Source organism: Gracilimonas halophila (assembly GCF_042684365.1).
GTDB lineage: Bacteria > Bacteroidota > Rhodothermia > Balneolales > Balneolaceae > Gracilimonas > Gracilimonas halophila.
In genome coordinates, this window is sequence record NZ_JBHULI010000003.1 from 141,087 (window position 1) to 158,092 (window position 17,006).

The 17,006-nt window shown below is 39.0% G+C and carries 15 protein-coding genes; 8 read left to right on the forward strand and 7 right to left on the reverse strand.

Annotation, left to right across the window (positions count from 1 at the left end; genetic code table 11):
* Positions 1 to 14: 14 nt before the first annotated feature.
* Positions 15 to 1,490: an oligosaccharide flippase family protein gene (locus ACFSVN_RS03365; protein ID WP_390298612.1), complete on the reverse strand. Its 1,476-nt coding sequence runs from the start codon at positions 1,488 to 1,490 to the stop codon at positions 15 to 17.
* A gap of 245 nt (positions 1,491 to 1,735) precedes the next feature.
* Between ACFSVN_RS03365 and ACFSVN_RS03370 the strand changes: the two genes are divergently transcribed.
* From ACFSVN_RS03370 to ACFSVN_RS03390, 5 genes are all read left to right on the forward strand, one after another.
* Positions 1,736 to 2,734 carry a sulfotransferase family protein gene (locus ACFSVN_RS03370; protein ID WP_390298616.1) on the forward strand — a complete coding sequence of 333 codons (999 nt, stop codon included), beginning with the start codon at positions 1,736 to 1,738 and terminating at the stop codon, positions 2,732 to 2,734.
* 78 nt (positions 2,735 to 2,812) lie between these two features.
* Positions 2,813 to 3,721 (forward strand): sulfotransferase, encoded by a 909-nt coding sequence (locus ACFSVN_RS03375; RefSeq protein WP_390298619.1) that lies wholly within the window; start codon positions 2,813 to 2,815, stop codon positions 3,719 to 3,721.
* A complete protein-coding gene (locus tag ACFSVN_RS03380) occupies positions 3,718 to 4,656 on the forward strand; it encodes a GNAT family N-acetyltransferase (RefSeq protein ID WP_390298622.1) in 939 nt (312 codons plus the stop codon). Before ACFSVN_RS03375 ends, ACFSVN_RS03380 begins: the two co-directional genes overlap by 4 nt.
* Positions 4,653 to 6,035: a polysaccharide deacetylase family protein gene (locus ACFSVN_RS03385; protein ID WP_390298625.1), complete on the forward strand. Its 1,383-nt coding sequence runs from the start codon at positions 4,653 to 4,655 to the stop codon at positions 6,033 to 6,035. The genes ACFSVN_RS03380 and ACFSVN_RS03385 overlap by 4 nt, the downstream gene beginning before the upstream one ends.
* 34 nt (positions 6,036 to 6,069) lie before the next feature.
* A complete protein-coding gene (locus tag ACFSVN_RS03390; RefSeq protein WP_390298628.1) occupies positions 6,070 to 7,266 on the forward strand; it encodes a glycosyltransferase family 4 protein in 1,197 nt (398 codons plus the stop codon).
* Positions 7,267 to 7,282: 16 nt separating this feature from the next.
* Here the strand turns inward: ACFSVN_RS03390 and ACFSVN_RS03395 are convergent, their stop codons facing one another.
* The 3 genes from ACFSVN_RS03395 to gatC are packed head-to-tail and all read right to left on the reverse strand — an operon-like array spanning position 7,283 to position 11,329.
* Entirely contained in the window at positions 7,283 to 8,572 is a 1,290-nt protein-coding gene (locus tag ACFSVN_RS03395; protein ID WP_390298631.1) for a glycosyltransferase family 4 protein, read from the reverse strand.
* Complete coding sequence (locus ACFSVN_RS03400) at positions 8,562 to 11,033, reverse strand: YfhO family protein (protein ID WP_390298633.1); 2,472 nt, start codon at positions 11,031 to 11,033, stop codon at positions 8,562 to 8,564. The genes ACFSVN_RS03395 and ACFSVN_RS03400 overlap by 11 nt, the downstream gene beginning before the upstream one ends.
* An 8-nt stretch (positions 11,034 to 11,041) precedes the next feature.
* Complete coding sequence (gene gatC / locus ACFSVN_RS03405; protein ID WP_390298636.1) at positions 11,042 to 11,329, reverse strand: Asp-tRNA(Asn)/Glu-tRNA(Gln) amidotransferase subunit GatC; 288 nt, start codon at positions 11,327 to 11,329, stop codon at positions 11,042 to 11,044.
* 177 nt (positions 11,330 to 11,506) lie between these two features.
* On the opposite strand from gatC, the gene ACFSVN_RS03410 reads away from it, so the two are divergent.
* A complete protein-coding gene (locus ACFSVN_RS03410; RefSeq protein ID WP_390298639.1) occupies positions 11,507 to 11,779 on the forward strand; it encodes an HPr family phosphocarrier protein in 273 nt (90 codons plus the stop codon).
* Between the two features lie 12 nt (positions 11,780 to 11,791).
* A complete protein-coding gene (ptsP, locus tag ACFSVN_RS03415; RefSeq protein WP_390298642.1) occupies positions 11,792 to 13,501 on the forward strand; it encodes a phosphoenolpyruvate--protein phosphotransferase in 1,710 nt (569 codons plus the stop codon).
* Positions 13,502 to 13,517: 16 nt separating this feature from the next.
* On the opposite strand, the gene ACFSVN_RS03420 is transcribed toward ptsP, so the two are convergent.
* Genes ACFSVN_RS03420 through ACFSVN_RS03430 form a run of 3 tightly spaced genes read right to left on the reverse strand, consistent with a single transcriptional unit; the run spans position 13,518 to position 16,300 of the window.
* The gene (locus tag ACFSVN_RS03420) at positions 13,518 to 14,057 is read right to left on the reverse strand and encodes a superoxide dismutase family protein (protein ID WP_390298644.1); all 540 of its coding nucleotides are present in this window, start codon (positions 14,055 to 14,057) and stop codon (positions 13,518 to 13,520) included.
* 55 nt (positions 14,058 to 14,112) lie between these two features.
* Positions 14,113 to 15,381 (reverse strand): 1-acyl-sn-glycerol-3-phosphate acyltransferase, encoded by a 1,269-nt coding sequence (locus ACFSVN_RS03425; protein ID WP_390298646.1) that lies wholly within the window; start codon positions 15,379 to 15,381, stop codon positions 14,113 to 14,115.
* Positions 15,374 to 16,300: a bile acid:sodium symporter family protein gene (locus ACFSVN_RS03430; RefSeq protein WP_390298649.1), complete on the reverse strand. Its 927-nt coding sequence runs from the start codon at positions 16,298 to 16,300 to the stop codon at positions 15,374 to 15,376. Before ACFSVN_RS03430 ends, ACFSVN_RS03425 begins: the two co-directional genes overlap by 8 nt.
* 263 nt (positions 16,301 to 16,563) lie before the next feature.
* Between ACFSVN_RS03430 and ACFSVN_RS03435 the strand changes: the two genes are divergently transcribed.
* Entirely contained in the window at positions 16,564 to 16,986 is a 423-nt protein-coding gene (locus ACFSVN_RS03435; protein ID WP_390298652.1) for a VOC family protein, read from the forward strand.
* The last annotated feature ends 20 nt before the right edge of the window (positions 16,987 to 17,006 follow it).

A 17,006-nucleotide genomic window follows, 5' to 3' on the forward strand; every position in this document is an offset into this window, starting at 1 on the left:
CAGGGGAGAGTTTCTCAGAGGATTTTCTTTTTGATATCTGCCCAGATCTTATTCACTTCATCAGAAACATTGAACAATATAATTCCGGTACTGTAAATGACGGCTATTGTAAAAGACCGAATGAAGATGTCAACATAAACACTTCCAATTCTATCAACCATTAAACTTGCATAGAGTACTGCACCGCTTAGTAACACAACGGTGAGAATTTTTGGCGTAAAAGGTTGCATTTTAAACTTAACCCAAAGAAATACACCTTTTATGATGTTGTAGATCAATATTGATAAGGCAGTAGCTAGGGCAGCTCCTGCAATACCATATATTGGGATAAGTAAATAGTTAGTTAAGATGGATATGATTACTAAAAAAATGGTAGAAATTAGATCAAACCTATAGTGTTCTGAGTTCAGGATGATTACCCCATTCACCCCAACACCCATATTGATTAATTTAGCTGCTCCAATGATTAAAATTACTATGCCTGCACCCGAATACTCTGCCGGTAAAATAGCCAAGAGGTTTTCAAGGTTTGCCCAAATTCCTATGAAAATGAGTGCCCCTGGAATTACCTGGTTAATGGAGGAGCTTTTATAAATATTTGCTACTTCAGCATAATCCTTATCGGCTAAATTTTTAGCAATTACAGTAGGCACTATTTTTCCAATAGCTTTTTTGGGTACCTCGATCACACTGCCTACATAAAAAGCAATGGCATAAATCCCGGTATTGGCTAAACCCGAAAGAGATCCGAGCATAATAATGTCAATATTGTTTACAATAAGATTTGCCATTCCTCCTAATATTGAAAAAAGCCCATAATTCCCCATTCTTTTAAACAAGGTGGTATCAATAAAGTTAAATTTAGGTTTTAGAAATAATTCACCCTTCCTATACAAATAAACAATTAGAAGTACCGGCTTGAGGATATAGGAGCAAACAAACGCGACCATAAATTCATAAAAGGATAGCCATTTAAATAAGAATAGTATTAATAGTAGAATAGTTACGGTTTTTAATACCACCTCACCAATAATGGACCCTGGGACGGAGGCATATCGCGCCCTTACGTAGCTGTTGATCACATCGAAGTAGAGAATTCCGAGTACCAATGGGATCAGAAAAGGAAAATATTCAACAAACAACTCAGACTTATCACTGTAATAATCCAGGATTAGATCTGAAAACAAGAAAAATACCCCAAGAAATAGCAGGAACCCGAGAAAGGGGACAACCAAAGTAAGAAAGAAAAAACCATTGTGTTGGTTTTGCTTATCCTCAAAATAAGGGAAAAATTTTATAGAGATATTATTCATACCCATGTGGGCGAACTGGGTAAATAATAAAGCTACGGATAATAGCAGACGTGTCAGCCCATATTCATCAGGTGTAAGTACATTTGGGTATAGATATATAGTGGAAATAAATCCAAGGCCAATACCGATGTATATAATTATGGTATTGTAAATGCTTTGTGTTTTTATGATACCCATTTAACTAATGCAATAAGCTGAGGTATGTAGTTTGCTCAAATACGAATGTACCTTTCAAATAATACTTTCTTAGATAAGAGAAAGATATGTAATTAAAAGAGAGAAATTAGCAACAAATAAGTACGCTGCTATTTCATAGGAAAGTTCAACCAAGGGTTTGGTATATTTCTTGTAATTAATTTCCATCAAGTTGTTGTTTATTTTGAGCAATATATAAGATAGAATTTATCCGAAAGTTTTGAGATATGAGTTTACCCCCATTATTTATTGTAGCTTCTGAGAGAAGTGGCACCAATTTGTTGCGAAAAAGACTTACTGAGAAACAAGATATTTACTATGGTGTTGAGCCTGCCCACTTCCTTAAGCACTTATATCATCATCAACCGTTTTATGGAAGCTTCAGCGATGACCAGAATTTTATAGCGATGATCAAGGATGCAATAAAATTGTGCAAACTGCATTTCGCTCCCTGGGATATAGAATTTGAAGCTAAAGAGATATTCAGCGAATATGACTCCATTTACTCTTACAGAAATGTATTTGGAGTGATGGATTACATGATGAAGCGTTACGCAATATCGAAAGGTTATAAAACCTACATTTGTAAGGATAATTTTCTTTTCGATTATCTGTATCAGATTAAAGCATACCTTGAGCCTGTAAAGTTTATCTATTTGTACCGTGACCCAAGGGATGTGGTTTTAAGCCAAACCAGGCGTAGATTTGGAGATCAATCTATAGTAAATAATGCAAAGTTATGGAGGAGTGAACAGGTTAAAAGTTTTCAGTTATTTCAGGATTTTTTTAAGGACGACTGCTTCCTAATTTCCTATGAAGATTTCATAAAAGATGAAGAAAATTCATTGAAACAAATATTTAGCTTTTTAGGAACTGAAGAGGCTGAAAGTGAAAATTTCTATGAAGAATTTGTAGAGGCTCATGATTGGAAAAATCTGAATAAGCCGACCTTGAAAAATAATTTCGGTAAATATAAAACTGAACTTTCCTCTAAACAGATTAAGCTAGTTGAAACTATTTGTCATCGGGAAATGGGTTTGTTAGGGTATGAATTACAGTATGAAACAACGGGTTTTTCTACCTTCTTTTTAGCATGGCGTAGTCTAAGAGGAAAAATATCCCGAATATTAAGAGTCAAGTTGCTAAAATACTTGAAGACAGATCAGGTCAAAGAAAAGAGATTAAAAAGAAGAAGGTTTGTAAGTAAATTCAGACACCCAAATTAGTAGGGATAGGTAAATCAGGATTTTGAATTATAATACAATGCGTCTATCATAATTGGTTTTGTATTTAAAAAAGAATTTATGAATGCATCAGAATTTTTAATAAATAGCCAAAGTCGCGTATTTCAGCCACTGGAAAAGGTGTTTAGGGGTGCAATAAACAGAAAAAAAAATGTAGCGCCCATATGGATCGTTGGAGCACCAAGATCGGGAACAACCCTTACATACCAACTTTTTTGCAGATATTTTGAGTCTTATTATTTAACGAACAGGGTAGCCAGCAGGTATAGAATCAGTTTATTGGCAAGGTATGCAGAGCGATTTCTAATTAATGATACTCTGATTCCTTCTTCCTTTAAATCTAACTTTGGAAACACCAAATTTCCGGGAGATCCCCATGAAGGCGGGCAATTTTTTTATCAGTTTTTCCCAAAAGAAGATCCATACACCGAAGTTGAAGATCTCAGTCGAGATCAGAAGAAAAGCTTCCGAAATTTAATTGAAGCTATTAGCAGCCCACAAGAGATGTTTATTTCAAAGAACACATTCCATTCTTTAAGAATACAGGTCTTATCAGATGTCTTTCCTGGATCTGTATTTGTTTGGGTTCGAAGAGAAACGGATGCAACTGTATATTCAATTCTCAAAACACGTGAAAAGTTAAATATTCCAGATAATGAATGGTGGGGAGTTAAACCGCCGGGATGGGAAAAAGTACTTGATCGTCCTGTTATAGAAAGAACGATATGGCAAGTTCATGAAACTGAATACATCATAGAAACAGACTTAAAAAAAATGGAAGCTGCTTATTTTGAAGTTCATTATAAACAGATTTGTGATAGTCCAATGGAAACTATGGAAGATTTTGAGAGAAAATTTGAATTGAAAAAGCATAGAAGAAAAACTTTGAGCAATATTCCGGATTCTTTTACTTATTCTGAATTACCTGATGATCCACTTTCAAAAAAAATAAAGCAGGCCTTAGCATGAGTTCAATGGAACCACATGAACTTCCTGGAAATATATTCATGCAGCCCTGGTGGCTAGACACTGTGGCAACGGACTGTTGGAAAGATATTCGGGTTGAAAAGGGAGGACAGATTTTTGCCCGCTGGCCTATCATTCGGAAGAAAGAAAAAGGTTTTACGTTTATCACGATGCCGGTGCTGACTCAAAAATTAGGCCCATGGATAAAGGAAAGTGGGGGTAAGCAAGAAAGTTTGCATCGTAACGAACGCTCTTTACTTCAAGAGCTCATTTCTAAACTTCCAAAATTTGACAAATTCGTATATAACCTGAATGAAGACATTACTAATTACCTGCCCTTTGTTTGGGCTGGGTTTACTCAGCAATCACTTACTTCATTCAGATTTATATACCCATTTAAAAGTGAAGAAGTATGGTCAGAATTAAGAAGCTCGGTTAGAAGGCTTATCAAACGGGCAGATGAATCTCTCACCGTAGATACTAATGTGAGTGTTAAAGAATTATTTACCATGATCTCTTTAACTTTTGAAAGGCAATCCAAAAAAACTCCATATAGCGAACAACTGTTGCAGAAGCTTTGCAAAGAGGCTTTTAATAGAAAAAGAGCCACTATTTTAGGAGCAAGAGATTCTGATGGAAAACTACATGCCGCTCATTTATTTATTCATGATGATGAGACTACCTATTATTTAGCGGGTGGTTTTGATGCTGATTCCGAAATTCCGGGAGCAGTAAATTTGATTCTTTGGAATGGGATCAAGGAAGCGGAGAAAAGAAACAACAGCTTTGATTTTGAGGGATCAAGCATAGAATCTATAGAATACTTCTTCAGTTCTTTTGGAGCCAAACCTATTCATTTTCACAATATCCAGGGAGTGAGCAAGCGATTTGCTCCCATTTATTATGGAAAACAATTGCTAAAGAAGCTTAAGGGATGAGTAAACCGGAAGTACAAGTATTTTCAACACCGGGACATATTGCAGAGAAGAAGTATATTTTTAATGTGCTAATCGAAGACTTTCTGAATTTATCTTACTCTTTTGAAGTGAGTAATGAATCTTCACAATTTCTTATTCGGAAGGGAAATAGTAAAATCATCATCCCGGATATATTTTTTACTCATTTGTATAAAGAAAAAACTCCTGAGAGCCCAAATACTCAGGAAATATCAGTTCAGTGTGAACAACTTATTGATCAAATACTGCCGGCTTGGTTTGTACAAAACGAATCTGATTCACTTAACATAACAAAGAACAGTGAGCGGTTACCGGTTGATGTAATTGGGATGGCCTTTTTTCTACTCAGTGGCTACGCTGATATACATTTTTCTGAGCAAGACGAGCATTTGAGGTATAAAGGTAAAACCTCTTTTGTGGTCAAGAATAACCTGATCGATAGACCGATCATTCAGGAATGGTTTCTGGTGATCGCAAATTTGCTTTATGGTGTGGAGAAGCTAAAACCGAGAAAACAGATTCCGGCATACTCAAAACATGTTTCACATGATGTAGATCAGCCCTTTGAATATTTAGACTATACCAGAAGCAGGCTTCTAAAGCGAATACTTGGAGACCTGTTGATCAGGAGAAATGTAAATAAGGTAAAAAAAAGATATCGGCTTTATCGCGCAGTTAAAACAGGGAATTATAATGCAGATCCATACAATAATTTTTCAGAGATTATAGATATTCTGAAAGCCAATGATATTAAAAGCACCTTTTTCTTTGTCTCCGGTAAAAATGAAAGCGAACATGATGTACTATATAATATTGAGCATCAGGCAATAAAAAACATTATAAAACGGATACATAAGGCAGGTCATTTGCTTGGATTACACCCAAGCTATAATACTTTGCATAGTCCTGAGCTTCTTAGAGAAGAGGTTCAGAAGTTACAAAATGTTTGTGATGTCCTTGATTTACAAATAGAAATTAATGCAACCCGAAAACATTACCTGCGATGGGATTGGCATAGTACTGCAAAGGACCTGCAGGATGCAGGTATCAAACATGACTATACTGTTGGTTATGCTGACAGAAGTGGTTACCGGACCGGTGTAGCATTCCCTTACAGAGGATTTGATTGGAAGGAAAAGAAATCGCTAGACATAAAGCTGCATCCTTTAATTGTAATGGAAGCAAGTTTATTAAGTGATAAATATATGGGATTGTCTCTGGAGCAAGCTGAGGAAAAATTAGTCAGTTATCATAATCAACTGAAGCGGTTAGGTGGTGAATATGTGGTATTATGGCATAATAACAGGTTGGTAGTTAGCCAGGAAATGAAGTCATATAAAAAGTTACTGTCATTACAATAAAGGAAACTCAATAATAATGTTGGTAAAGGTTTAGATGAAAATTCTGATGGTTTTAGATAGCAAATTCCCTCCTGATATCAGGGTCGAGAAGGAAGCACTTTCTTTGATTGACGCAGGTTATCAGGTTGGGTTACTATCTATAGCTGACTATTCAAAGAGTGAAGTAGTTCACTATAAGGGGATAAAGATTTACAAAGTAGCGGTATCCGCATTTACCTCAAATAAAATGCATGGGTTGGCCGCAATGATACCATGGATAGACCGTGTCGTAGCAAAGCAGGTTTTAAAGATATTTGAACATGAAACCTACGATGCGATTCATTTACATGATCTTTATTTATTTGGAGCAGCTTCGATCCTCAGAAAAAAAATCAAAGCACATTTTATAGGTGATTTACATGAGAACTATGTTGATGCCTTGAGAGATTATAAGTGGAGTACCACCTACCCAAATAAGTTGTTTATATCATTCTCTAAGTGGGAGCGCAAGGAAAGAGAATGGCTTAAGCTGTTTGATAGAATCATTGTGGTTAATGAAGGAATGCGTGATAAGAATATTGAGAAAGGCGTACCGGCCAAGGACATCACTGTTATTTCAAACAGTATAGACACGACCATTTTTGATGAATATGAAATTGATGCGAATACGATAAAACGTTATCAGGATTACTTTACGTTGGTCTATGTAGGTGGGTTTATAAGTAACAGAGGGTTAGAGCACGTTGTTAGGGGAATGAAGAAAATTAAAGACTATGACCCCAAAATTAAGCTTTTATTAGTGGGTGATGGTGAAATGATGGGTATGCTAAAGGAATTAGTAAAAGAATTAGATATTGAAGACGTTGTGGATTTTGAGGGCTGGCAACCGCAAACAAAAATAAGATCTTACCTTGAAGCCAGCGATGTTGGCTTGGTTCCTTTTAAAAGAACTCCGCAAACTGATAACTCAAGTTCAAATAAGCTTTACCAGTATATGCATTGCGGACTTCCAATTTTAGCAACTAATTGTACTTCAGTAGAAAAACTAGTTACTGAGGAGGAATGTGGCATCATCTACGAAGAGGAAAGTGAAGAACAATTCGTCAAGAAGGTGATCGAATTATACGAAAATGAATCCTTGTTAAAACAACTTTCAAATAATGGGAAGGAAGCGATAAAAGAGAAATACAACTGGGGTGTGGACGCTGAGAAATTAATTAATATCTACAAAAGTTTAGAGGCCAATAACTGATAACCTTCTCGGGATATTATTCAATTAATTCTAACAGTTTTTCAGTTAGAGTATACCTTGAAAAGGGGTGGTGTTGAAAATCCGAATTCCATTTTTGATAGGATATTTTTCCTCCATCAAGGAGTTTCTGTAAAGTATTCTGAATAGGTTTTATTTCATTATAATTAAAACATACACCAAGCTGATATTCTTTGATGATTTGAGCTGCATCTCCCTCTGAAGGGCCAATACACAATATAGGTTGTTCCGCTGCGATATAATCAAACAACTTACCGGTTAAAATAAGCTCATTATGTCTGGATCTTGGAATTACCAACAGCAGTAAATCGGCTGAAGCCATTTCAGCCTTTGCTTCAAGATGAGGTAGATATCCTTGAAAATTAACTATACCACCTAGATTGTACTCTTCAATTACAGCGGTCACTTTCTGGTTATATGAGCCAAAAAAATCAATCGAGATACGGTCTCGGTGTTCATCAGAAAGATAATTTATTGCTTCAAAAAAATTATAAGGAATAGCCGGCTCAGTCATACTCCCAATATATTTTACGGTGAATTTATTCTTTGCCGCACGGGAAGGCCTGTCAGAAAAATCCTCATGATCAAAGCCATTGGGTATTACATGATATTTGCGCTTAAAAATATTCCTTTGAAGCTCAGCCATACCATTAGAGACTACAATTACTTCATCGGCTGTTTTTAAGGCTTTTCGTTCCAGTGTTTCATCAATATTTTGAGCAAGTGAAGTTCGAGGGAGTGTCTCGTTGTAAAATATCTGTGACCAAGGGTCACGCATGTCCATGATCCATTTTAAATCAGGTCTCCAGTTTTTAATTTTATTTCCGATCACATGTGTAGAGTTAGGCGGGCCCGTAGTTATTACTACTTCAACGTCTTCTTTCCGAATAATTTCTTTAGCTTTAGAAAGAGTTGCCGGTACCCATCCTATCCTGGCGTCAGGAATAAAGAAGTTAGAGCGAATCCAGACACCGAGCTTTTGGATAAATCCACCTTCCGTAGAAAAAGCAGTAGCAGGGGTGGAAACTTGTCGATCTGTTTTACCCGTCAATCTGGCAAAAAGTAAGTAAGGCTCTATACTTTTGGAATAATGGATAGGCAGGTCATCTGAAATATCCTCCTCCAGCGATGGATCCAATATAGGGTAAGTTCCATCTTTTACGGTAAGTACAATAGGTTGAATTTCAAACTTGGGGAGATACTTACAAAACTTAACCCATCGTTGTACTCCGGCCCCTCCACTTGGCGGCCAATAATAGGTTATGATCAAAACTTTCTTATGAGCCACTTGTCCGGGAACTCTTGAAAGATGTATATCCCCACAATAAAAATAGTCCAAACTGAATTATCAGGGCGATCCAGGCAAGTGTCACTCCTAGCTGATAGCTTTGGGGCATGAATGTCAGCGTCAGGGTGTGATTGCCGGCTGGAATTTCCATTCCACGTAAAAAGTAGTTTGTTTTATAAATTGGGATTTCTTCTCCATTTAGAGTGGCAGTCCACCCGGCTGGATAGTAAACTTCACTTAGTACCAGGAATCCAGGCTCAGAGCGAGAAAGCTCAAGAGTCATTTCCGGTCCGGTGTAATCAGTGACTTCTACAGTTGAGCTGGTGTCTTCAGAAGTGGTGATGGTTTTGGAGGTTTCCAATACTGCCTTCTTTGAGAAATCGATTTGTCCCGGCATTAGGTAATTAAAAGCAGTGTTAGGATCCTGTACAGTTATTACTGAATCTACAAAGAAGGCCTTTGGCAGTACATTCTTATTTTCATAAACGATGCCATTTTGACTTTCGAAAACAGACTCATAACCTTCAAATGGAAGTCCCTGAACATAGGTGACATATTTCACATTGAGGAGATCAAGGAGCTGAGGATTGAAGTTTTGACTCTGAACACTTAGTGGTCCCTGCCCATACATAACGTCCTGTACCACACTCAGCTTTGCCCCTGTATAACCGCCAATCATAGGATAGAAGTAAGCCGGTGTTGCATTCCTGTATGGATTATCTAAGATCGGGAAGACGCGATAAGGATAATTTGTATTTACTGACACCTGTTCTTCAATAAAAGTGTCAATGACCCGGCGCTGAGATTCTAATGTCCTTTCAGGATTTACATTTCCTGCAACAATAGCATCTTCCGGTATGTAACGTTTATCTATACTGATCATGTCGATTGCAAGAATCAGAATGAACCCTATGAGTGCGACACTCAAAGATATCTTTTTGGTAAATGCCAGATACATTAGTCCGGTAGCAATTATGAGAATGATCGCCAGCCGTAATAGATCAGCGTTGGCTTTTTCTTCGCGTTCGGGTACAAGCTGGGTATTTATATAGCTTTGGGCTCGTTGCTGAACCTGAGGATTATTGGGACTCACCTGATTTTGCTGAGCTATTTGATTGGCTATCTGGTTCACTTCTCCCGGACGGGTGAAATTCATTGAACTCACCATAATAAACACAAGCAGGAAAACCCCACCGGTTAAGCCGAGCGGTACATAGAGTTGCTTAAGTTCGTTTTTCTTGGAATTTACAAATTCGGCAAACCAATCAAGGCCATAAACAGCTACTACCGAATAACAAAAGGCTACAAAGGCAAGCCAGGTTTCAGGGGCCCTGAACTTGTCAAAATATGGGATGTAGTCGAAAGCAAATTCATTCAAGAGCCTGAAGTTACCACCCCAAGAAAAAAGGATACCCAGTGTGCCTGCGGCAAGAAAGGCGTACATTGTTTTGCTGCGTCTTTTAACCAAGGCAAGAATTATGAATGGTAAACTCAGTGCTCCAAAGTAATGAGGTCCGGAAGTAAAAGATTTTGGCCCCCAATATTCAGGAGGAGCTCCGCCTAAAATATTGGGCATGATCAATGTCCAGGTTTCGCGAATTCCCTGCGACCAGGCAAAAGCATAACTGGAAGTCAGTCCGGTTGAACTGTCGAGAGCTGAACCACCACGGATGCTATATTCTGCATATTCTCGAAGAGCGAGTAGATTTTCAGCATAACCTAAAATACCAATAACTCCTCCTGCAATCAGCAATAGGGTAGCAAATCCCCAATCTTTCAGGCGGTTTTCTTTATAGGCTTTCCAGGTGTCAAAAGACCATAAGGAGCCCAAGAGGAAGAAAAAGTAATATGCGATTTGAGGATGTCCGGCCCGAAGCTCCAGGGTTAAAGCAACAGAGAAAAGTAAAAGACCCGCTAATTTTTTCTTTTTTCTTGTCAGTAACCAATAACCTACAATCATCCATGGGGCAAAAGCCAATGCGGAAAATTTAGAAGTATGGCCCGCCACAATAATAATGGGGAAGTAAGTGGTCAAACCGTACATCAGGCTTCCGAAGAGGGAAGTCAGAGTCCGAAATCCCATCATAACTAAGAGAAGATAGGTGCCTGATAATAGGATCCAATATTGAAAAGCAGGATAAATGTTATTGAAGTATCTGGATATAGAATCAATATGAGGTACTACTGATTTTACAGAAACAACAAAAGCCGGCATACCCCCAAACATGTTCGTTACCCAAAGCGGTTCTTCTTCAAATTCTTCCCGGTACTCAATTACAGATTCAGCCCCTGCCCGCCACTGAGTAATGTCATGCCGTTGAAACTCTTTACCGCCAATGGTGGTGGCTGTAAAAAGAAAGAACGGGATCAGAAACAAGATCAACAGAGCAACTATATGTTGTCTGCTTTCAGGGAGTTTTGTGAAAAAATCTTGGTTTTGGGCAGAAGAGCTATCTGACATAAGGAGTTTTATTCAATTACTTTTGGAACACGGAAATAGTCACTGTCGGCATCAGGTGCATTTTTTAAAGCATCCTCATGAGACAATGGTTCTTTGCCTTCGTCTTTTCGCAGTCGGCTTTCGAGGTCTATCACATGCTCAAGAGGTTCTACGTTTTCTGTATCTACTTCATTGAGCTGATCCATATAACCAAGGATCTTATTCATATCCCCGGCAAATGATCTCACTTCCTCATCATTGAGCTGTAATCTCGCCAGGTTGGCTATGTATTGTACGTCTTTTTCGGTAACTGACATAAAAGTATGTAGGATTAATTAATGAGCCTGAATTTAAGAAACATTGGGTGAAAGATTAATCGCTTTTTCCGGATGTTCTTTTATATAGTTCTATCAGAATGGAAATACAATATTTTAGGTTCAAAAACTTGGCATCTTGCTGATTTTATTTTCATTTTAGGAGACTAATTCAATTTCATGATCAAAAAGAAAGTTACTATAAAAAATTCAGCGGGCTTGCATGCCCGCCCCTCGGCTCAGCTTGTAAAGCTTGCCAGTAAATTCAAATCCGATTTCTATATCCATAGCTACGGATATCGGGTTAATGGGAAAAGTATATTAGGAGTGATGACCCTCGCAGCAGAACATGGGGCCGAATTAGAGCTTGAACTGGACGGTGCTGATGAGGAGGAGGCTTTAGAGGCCATTGTTGAAGCAGTAGAGGATAAATTCGGGATGCACGATGAATAGGATATTCAAATCATGAGTACTGCCAAGACACAGGAATATACAATTCAGGGTAAACCTGCAGCATCAGGTATTACTATCGGAAAAGCTGTAATTATTAATTCTGAGTCTAGGACCATTACTCCGACTTCTATAAAAAAAAGGGAAGTTGATGACCACAAAGAAAGGTTTCTGGAGTCAAAGAAGAACCTGATCGCTGAACTAGAAGAAATGTCGGGTGGACTTCAAGATAGTCAGACCGCTGATATTATCGATACGCAAAAACAGATCATTCAAGACCCTGAGATCGAAAAGAGTGTGTTTGATATCATCGAAAATAAGTTACTTAGTGCTGATTTTGCCGTTTATCAGACCTATTGCACTTTTATTGAGCGATTGAAAGAAAGTGGATCAGAGCTATTCCGCCAGCGGATCATAGATCTGGAGGATATTAGGGATCGATTTATAGCAGAAGTGTGTGGACAGAAAAACGTAAAGTCGATAAAGAAAGGGTCGATCATAGTTACCCGGGAAATAAGCCCAACTGATCTAGTAACCTATTATGAAGATGGCGCGAGCGGACTTGTGATGGAAAAAGGTGGGACAACAGCCCATGCTGCTATTATTGCGAAGTCACTGGGAATGCCTTGTATCGTGAATGCAAAAAGAGCTACAAAGGAAGCGGTTAAAAACGAGATTATTATTCTGGATGCCAATGAAGGCATGATGGTCTTGCGTCCTTCTGATGAAACTGTAAAGGATTATAAGGTCAAGTTGAAGGCCCAGAAAAAGGGTTCAAAACTCAAGTGTTCGAATGATTTTGAGACTACAGATGGTGTGCCCTTTAAGTTAATGGCCAATATTGAGTTTGAAGCTGAGCTTAATAATGCGTCAAAAAGTGGGTCGCAGGGAGTAGGACTTTTAAGGACAGAGGGATTACTATTTGGAAAACGAGTGCGAAACAGTCCGGATGAACAGCAAGAATTCTATGAGCATATTGTAGAAGGAATAGAGGGGCCGGTTACTATTCGTTTGTTTGATATAGGAGGCGATAAAAATGCCCGTCGGCCTCATAAAGAAACAAACCCATTTTTAGGGTGGCGCGGTATTCGGTTATTGCTGGATGAAAAGAAATTACTAAGGAGTCAGCTTCAGGCTATACTTACTGTGGCCGGTAAAAATCCCGGGCGAGTGAAGATCTTGGTTCCAATGGTTTCCGTAATCGATGAAGTGCGTGAGATCAGAAATGAAATTGAAAAAGTTCAAGGGGCTTTACTTTCATCCGGCGTAGATATTGATGAAAACATACCGCTTGGGTTGATGGTGGAAGTGCCAAGTGTAGCTTTATCTGCCTATCAATTTGCAAGAGAAATAGATTTTATGAGTATAGGCTCAAATGATCTTACTCAATATACACTTGCTGTAGATCGTGGAAATGATCGTATTCACACCTTGTTTCAGCATTATCATCCATCTGTACTGAAATTGATCAAAATGACGGTTGATGGAGCAAAAAAAGCGGATGTGGAAGTAAGTGTATGTGGGGAGCTTGCCGGAGATGAGATCGGGGCAGCATGTTTGTTTGGTTTTGGTATCAAGGAATTGAGTATGGTTCCTTCATCAGTACCAAAAATAAATGAACTATTATGTTCGAAAAGTGCAGAAGAATTTATAAAGTTGGCTGATCACGCCATAGAACTTTCATCCTCCGAAGAACTTGAGCAGCTCTACGGAGAATGGAAGTAAATGAATTTCGGGTAGATTAGTTCTGTGCAATTCCTATCACACCGCAGGCAACACGACTTCCCGCTGCTCCGGTAGGCTGAGATTCAAGATCATCTTCACCGGCATGTATAATTATACCTCGGCCAAGGATCTGTTCTAAAGAAACATTTGAATCAGTATACTCTAAAGTTCCTGACCCATCTTCCCCAACTTCAAGGTTTCCCAGATCGCCCATGTGTCGTTCCATATCTGTAGGGGCCCCGTGATCATTACCGCCCGGATTAAAGTGTCCGCCGGCACTTGTACCGTCATCAGCACGGCAGTCACCAAATTCGTGGATATGGAACCCATGATTTCCGGGAGTCAACCCTTCAAAATTACCTGAAACAGCAACTCCGTTTTCAGTATCGGTGAAAGTTACAGACCCTGAGACATCACTGTCACCTACCGGCATAACAGTAGCAACCAGTTCGGAGTGGTTGAAAGAGGTCTCTGTTTCAACCATATTATTTTCTGTGGTTTGTGTGCATCCTGCTGCTATCATTAAAAAGGCAGTTATAAAAGAAAAAAACTTCATGGTTATATTTTATTTTTAGTTTCAGTTTGGTTGTTCAACACTAAAAAATTGTGCTTCATTCATTTAAAATGGAGGCACGAAGGTCCTTGAATACAGATAGTCGTGATTGAATATCTTGATAAAGTTTTGGCTTTTCCTTCTTCAACCTGCTTGTATTTGAAGGTGTGAATAGGGCTTTTGCTCTTACAAAGAGTGGTGCAGTAAATACACTGAGAATTAAGTAAGACCAAATAAAGGTACTTTCAACTCCTGAGAGGCTTAATATCAAGCTGACTATTCCATAGAAAAGGGGGAATAGAAATAAAGCAGAAAGAAATTTTATGGATGCATCAAATGCACGGTCCCTAATAACATTTTTGATTAGATACCGAACAGGCTGATAAGCGATGAAATTATTCAGAAATGAAAACCCATAAAATGGAAGGAGTAGCAAATCTTTGATACTGAATTGCTTGCTAAAAGCGAGTTCATTAAGATCGATCTTATTTTTCTCAGATATTTTTTCCAGCTCTTTAGCTTCTTCGATCAGTTCATCTGTAATATGAGGTTGCGTTCGCTGAATCCGGTTGTTAGCAATATCAGGGTCGATCACTTTTAGATCATCAGGTTCTAAGTCATCCCATAATATTTTCTGAAGGGGATATTCGGCCAGGTCCTCAACGTGGAAAACGAGTTTCTTCATGGCTTCTGAGACATCCTCCTTCATGGCATCAACGCCCGCTTTCTCATCACTTTCAAAACGCTCGCGATATTCGCTTACCGGTATCGCTTCCCCATAATTGATCTGCACTGTATTTCCACCGGTTTGATGATCCGAATAATTCACACCAACAGGCACGATCTGCAGATCCAAAGTCCAGTCATATTCTTCTTCAGCTCCGAAAGCGATACGGGTAAAACCTTTACTCAGAGATCTGATCCGGCGCTTTAAATTATGATTGGCTTCCGCAAAAATGAGAATAGTATCTCCATTCTTTAGGTAACGGATACATTTCTCGAAGATCTCATTATTTTTTTGTACCGAGCTGAATCCATCCCTAACGCGATAGACCGGCATCATGTTGATGGACCATAAATACTTTCCGACAATATCAGGCTTGAAGGCCTGTGCACGGGTTAAAAAGTAGATGGTAGGCTTGGTGGTTGTTGCAACATGCAGGGCATCCATAAAGGAATTCTGATGATTGGGGATATAAAGGATCGGTTTGTCCTTCGGAAGGTTTTCCCTTCCAACAACTTTACGCTTTTTATAAAAAAAGCGCAGACCGTTTCCTACTACTGTGTGCCGCCAGAATTGATACCAGAGATAATTTTTTTCACGCATTAGAGAAGACGCGTTGTATAGTTGATTTTCCAATTGACCAGTACCATCCGATACTGAGCCCGGCTACGATGTGCCAGATGCCCCACCAGGCAGCCACTAATGCCATGCCTCCGAGGCCGTCAAAGAAATTAAAAATAAGCAATAATCCCAAGCCCGAATTTTGAATACCGGTTTCAATGGAAATGGATTTTCGGTCTTTACGGGGAAGCTTGAAAAGATATCCCAAGCCGTATCCGCTCATAAGGGCAATAGAATTGTGGAAGAATACCAACACTATCACAAGGTGTACATAGCTTATAAAATTCTCGAAATTCATACTAAAAGCTACGATCACAAATCCTGCAAAAAAAATGATCCCAAAATTTTTGATGTAGGGTGAGATCATCTGCGACAGTTCATCTTTAAAATGGCGAAGGGTCATTCCGAGAATTAGGGGAATTCCTAAAATAAGAATGATGATCCTAAAGACTTCAAATAGATCCAGGTGGATCTCAGTTAGGATAGCATTTGTTGGCCCATATAAACTAGCCCAGAATGCAAAATTGAAAGGGGTCATAAAAATGGATAAAAATGTAGCAAAGGCTGTCATGCTTACTGAGAGCGCGGCGTTACCGCGAGCCAACAGGGAGAAAAAGTTCGAGATATTCCCACCCGGACAAGCCGCCACCATCATCATACCCAAGGCGAAACTGGGATGTGGCTCCATGATAACGATCAATAAAAAAGTAAGAGCAGGAAGTAGAAAAAATTGAGATGCCAGTCCAATTAATGTTCCCTTCGGATTCTTGGCAACTTTCTTGAAATCATCGACAGTGAGTTCCAGGGCCACCCCAAACATAATGATGGCCAACGACACATTCATAATGTGTAGTCCGCCACTATCAAGGTTTAGCTGAAGAGCATCTATGGATTCACCCATTGTGGTCTCTGATTTTGGTGTGCGTTTATTTTTCCTGGAAGATAGCTCAAGGATACGAAAAGTTTCAGATACTCGAGCGGGGGATTTTTTGGGAACTTGGATAATTAAAGTGCTCAGGTGTTTTAGTGTTACGGTGTTTCAGTGATTGGTCTCAACACTGTAACACCGTAACACCTTAGTACAAAAACACCCTGCCCACCTGTGGTTTATAAAACAAGTATCCATTATTTTAATCAAGAATTTAAACCCAATCAAAAATTATCATGAGTGACATCAATCCATTTCATCTTGCATTTCCGGTACGTGACCTCGAGGAATCCTACAAATTCTATCACGACCTGTTGGGTTGTGAAACCGGCCGTAGTTCTGATTCCTGGATCGATTTCAATATGTGGGGGCATCAGGTGGTGGCGCATTTAAGCCCGGAAGAAGCCAAAGAATCTGCTATGAATGCGGTGGACGGCAAAGGCGTACCGGTACGACATTTTGGAGTGATACTGGAAATGGATGAATGGAAAGCACTTGCTGAAAAGCTGGAAAATGAAGGGATTGAATTTGTGATCGAGCCGTACATCCGTTTTAAAGGAGAACCAGGTGAGCAGGCAACGATGTTCTTCCTCGACCCAAGTGGAAATGCATTGGAATTCAAAGCTTTTGGGGATAGGAGTCAGATCTTTGCGAAGTAGTCTGACTTAATGACTGAAAG

Coding starts and splice junctions, on each gene's coding strand:
- ACFSVN_RS03430 (WP_390298649.1), bottom strand. CDS start 16,300: ATGGGTGAATCCATAGATGCTCTTCAGCTAAACCTTGATAGTGGCGGA.
- ACFSVN_RS03425 (WP_390298646.1), bottom strand. CDS start 15,381: ATGCGTGAAAAAAATTATCTCTGGTATCAATTCTGGCGGCACACAGTA.
- ACFSVN_RS03380 (WP_390298622.1), top strand. CDS start 3,718: ATGAGTTCAATGGAACCACATGAACTTCCTGGAAATATATTCATGCAG.
- ACFSVN_RS03420 (WP_390298644.1), bottom strand. CDS start 14,057: ATGAAGTTTTTTTCTTTTATAACTGCCTTTTTAATGATAGCAGCAGGA.
- gatC (WP_390298636.1), bottom strand. CDS start 11,329: ATGTCAGTTACCGAAAAAGACGTACAATACATAGCCAACCTGGCGAGA.
- ACFSVN_RS03365 (WP_390298612.1), bottom strand. CDS start 1,490: ATGGGTATCATAAAAACACAAAGCATTTACAATACCATAATTATATAC.
- ACFSVN_RS03390 (WP_390298628.1), top strand. CDS start 6,070: ATGAAAATTCTGATGGTTTTAGATAGCAAATTCCCTCCTGATATCAGG.
- ACFSVN_RS03385 (WP_390298625.1), top strand. CDS start 4,653: ATGAGTAAACCGGAAGTACAAGTATTTTCAACACCGGGACATATTGCA.
- ACFSVN_RS03410 (WP_390298639.1), top strand. CDS start 11,507: ATGATCAAAAAGAAAGTTACTATAAAAAATTCAGCGGGCTTGCATGCC.
- ACFSVN_RS03375 (WP_390298619.1), top strand. CDS start 2,813: ATGAATGCATCAGAATTTTTAATAAATAGCCAAAGTCGCGTATTTCAG.
- ACFSVN_RS03400 (WP_390298633.1), bottom strand. CDS start 11,033: ATGTCAGATAGCTCTTCTGCCCAAAACCAAGATTTTTTCACAAAACTC.
- ACFSVN_RS03435 (WP_390298652.1), top strand. CDS start 16,564: ATGAGTGACATCAATCCATTTCATCTTGCATTTCCGGTACGTGACCTC.
- ptsP (WP_390298642.1), top strand. CDS start 11,792: ATGAGTACTGCCAAGACACAGGAATATACAATTCAGGGTAAACCTGCA.
- ACFSVN_RS03370 (WP_390298616.1), top strand. CDS start 1,736: ATGAGTTTACCCCCATTATTTATTGTAGCTTCTGAGAGAAGTGGCACC.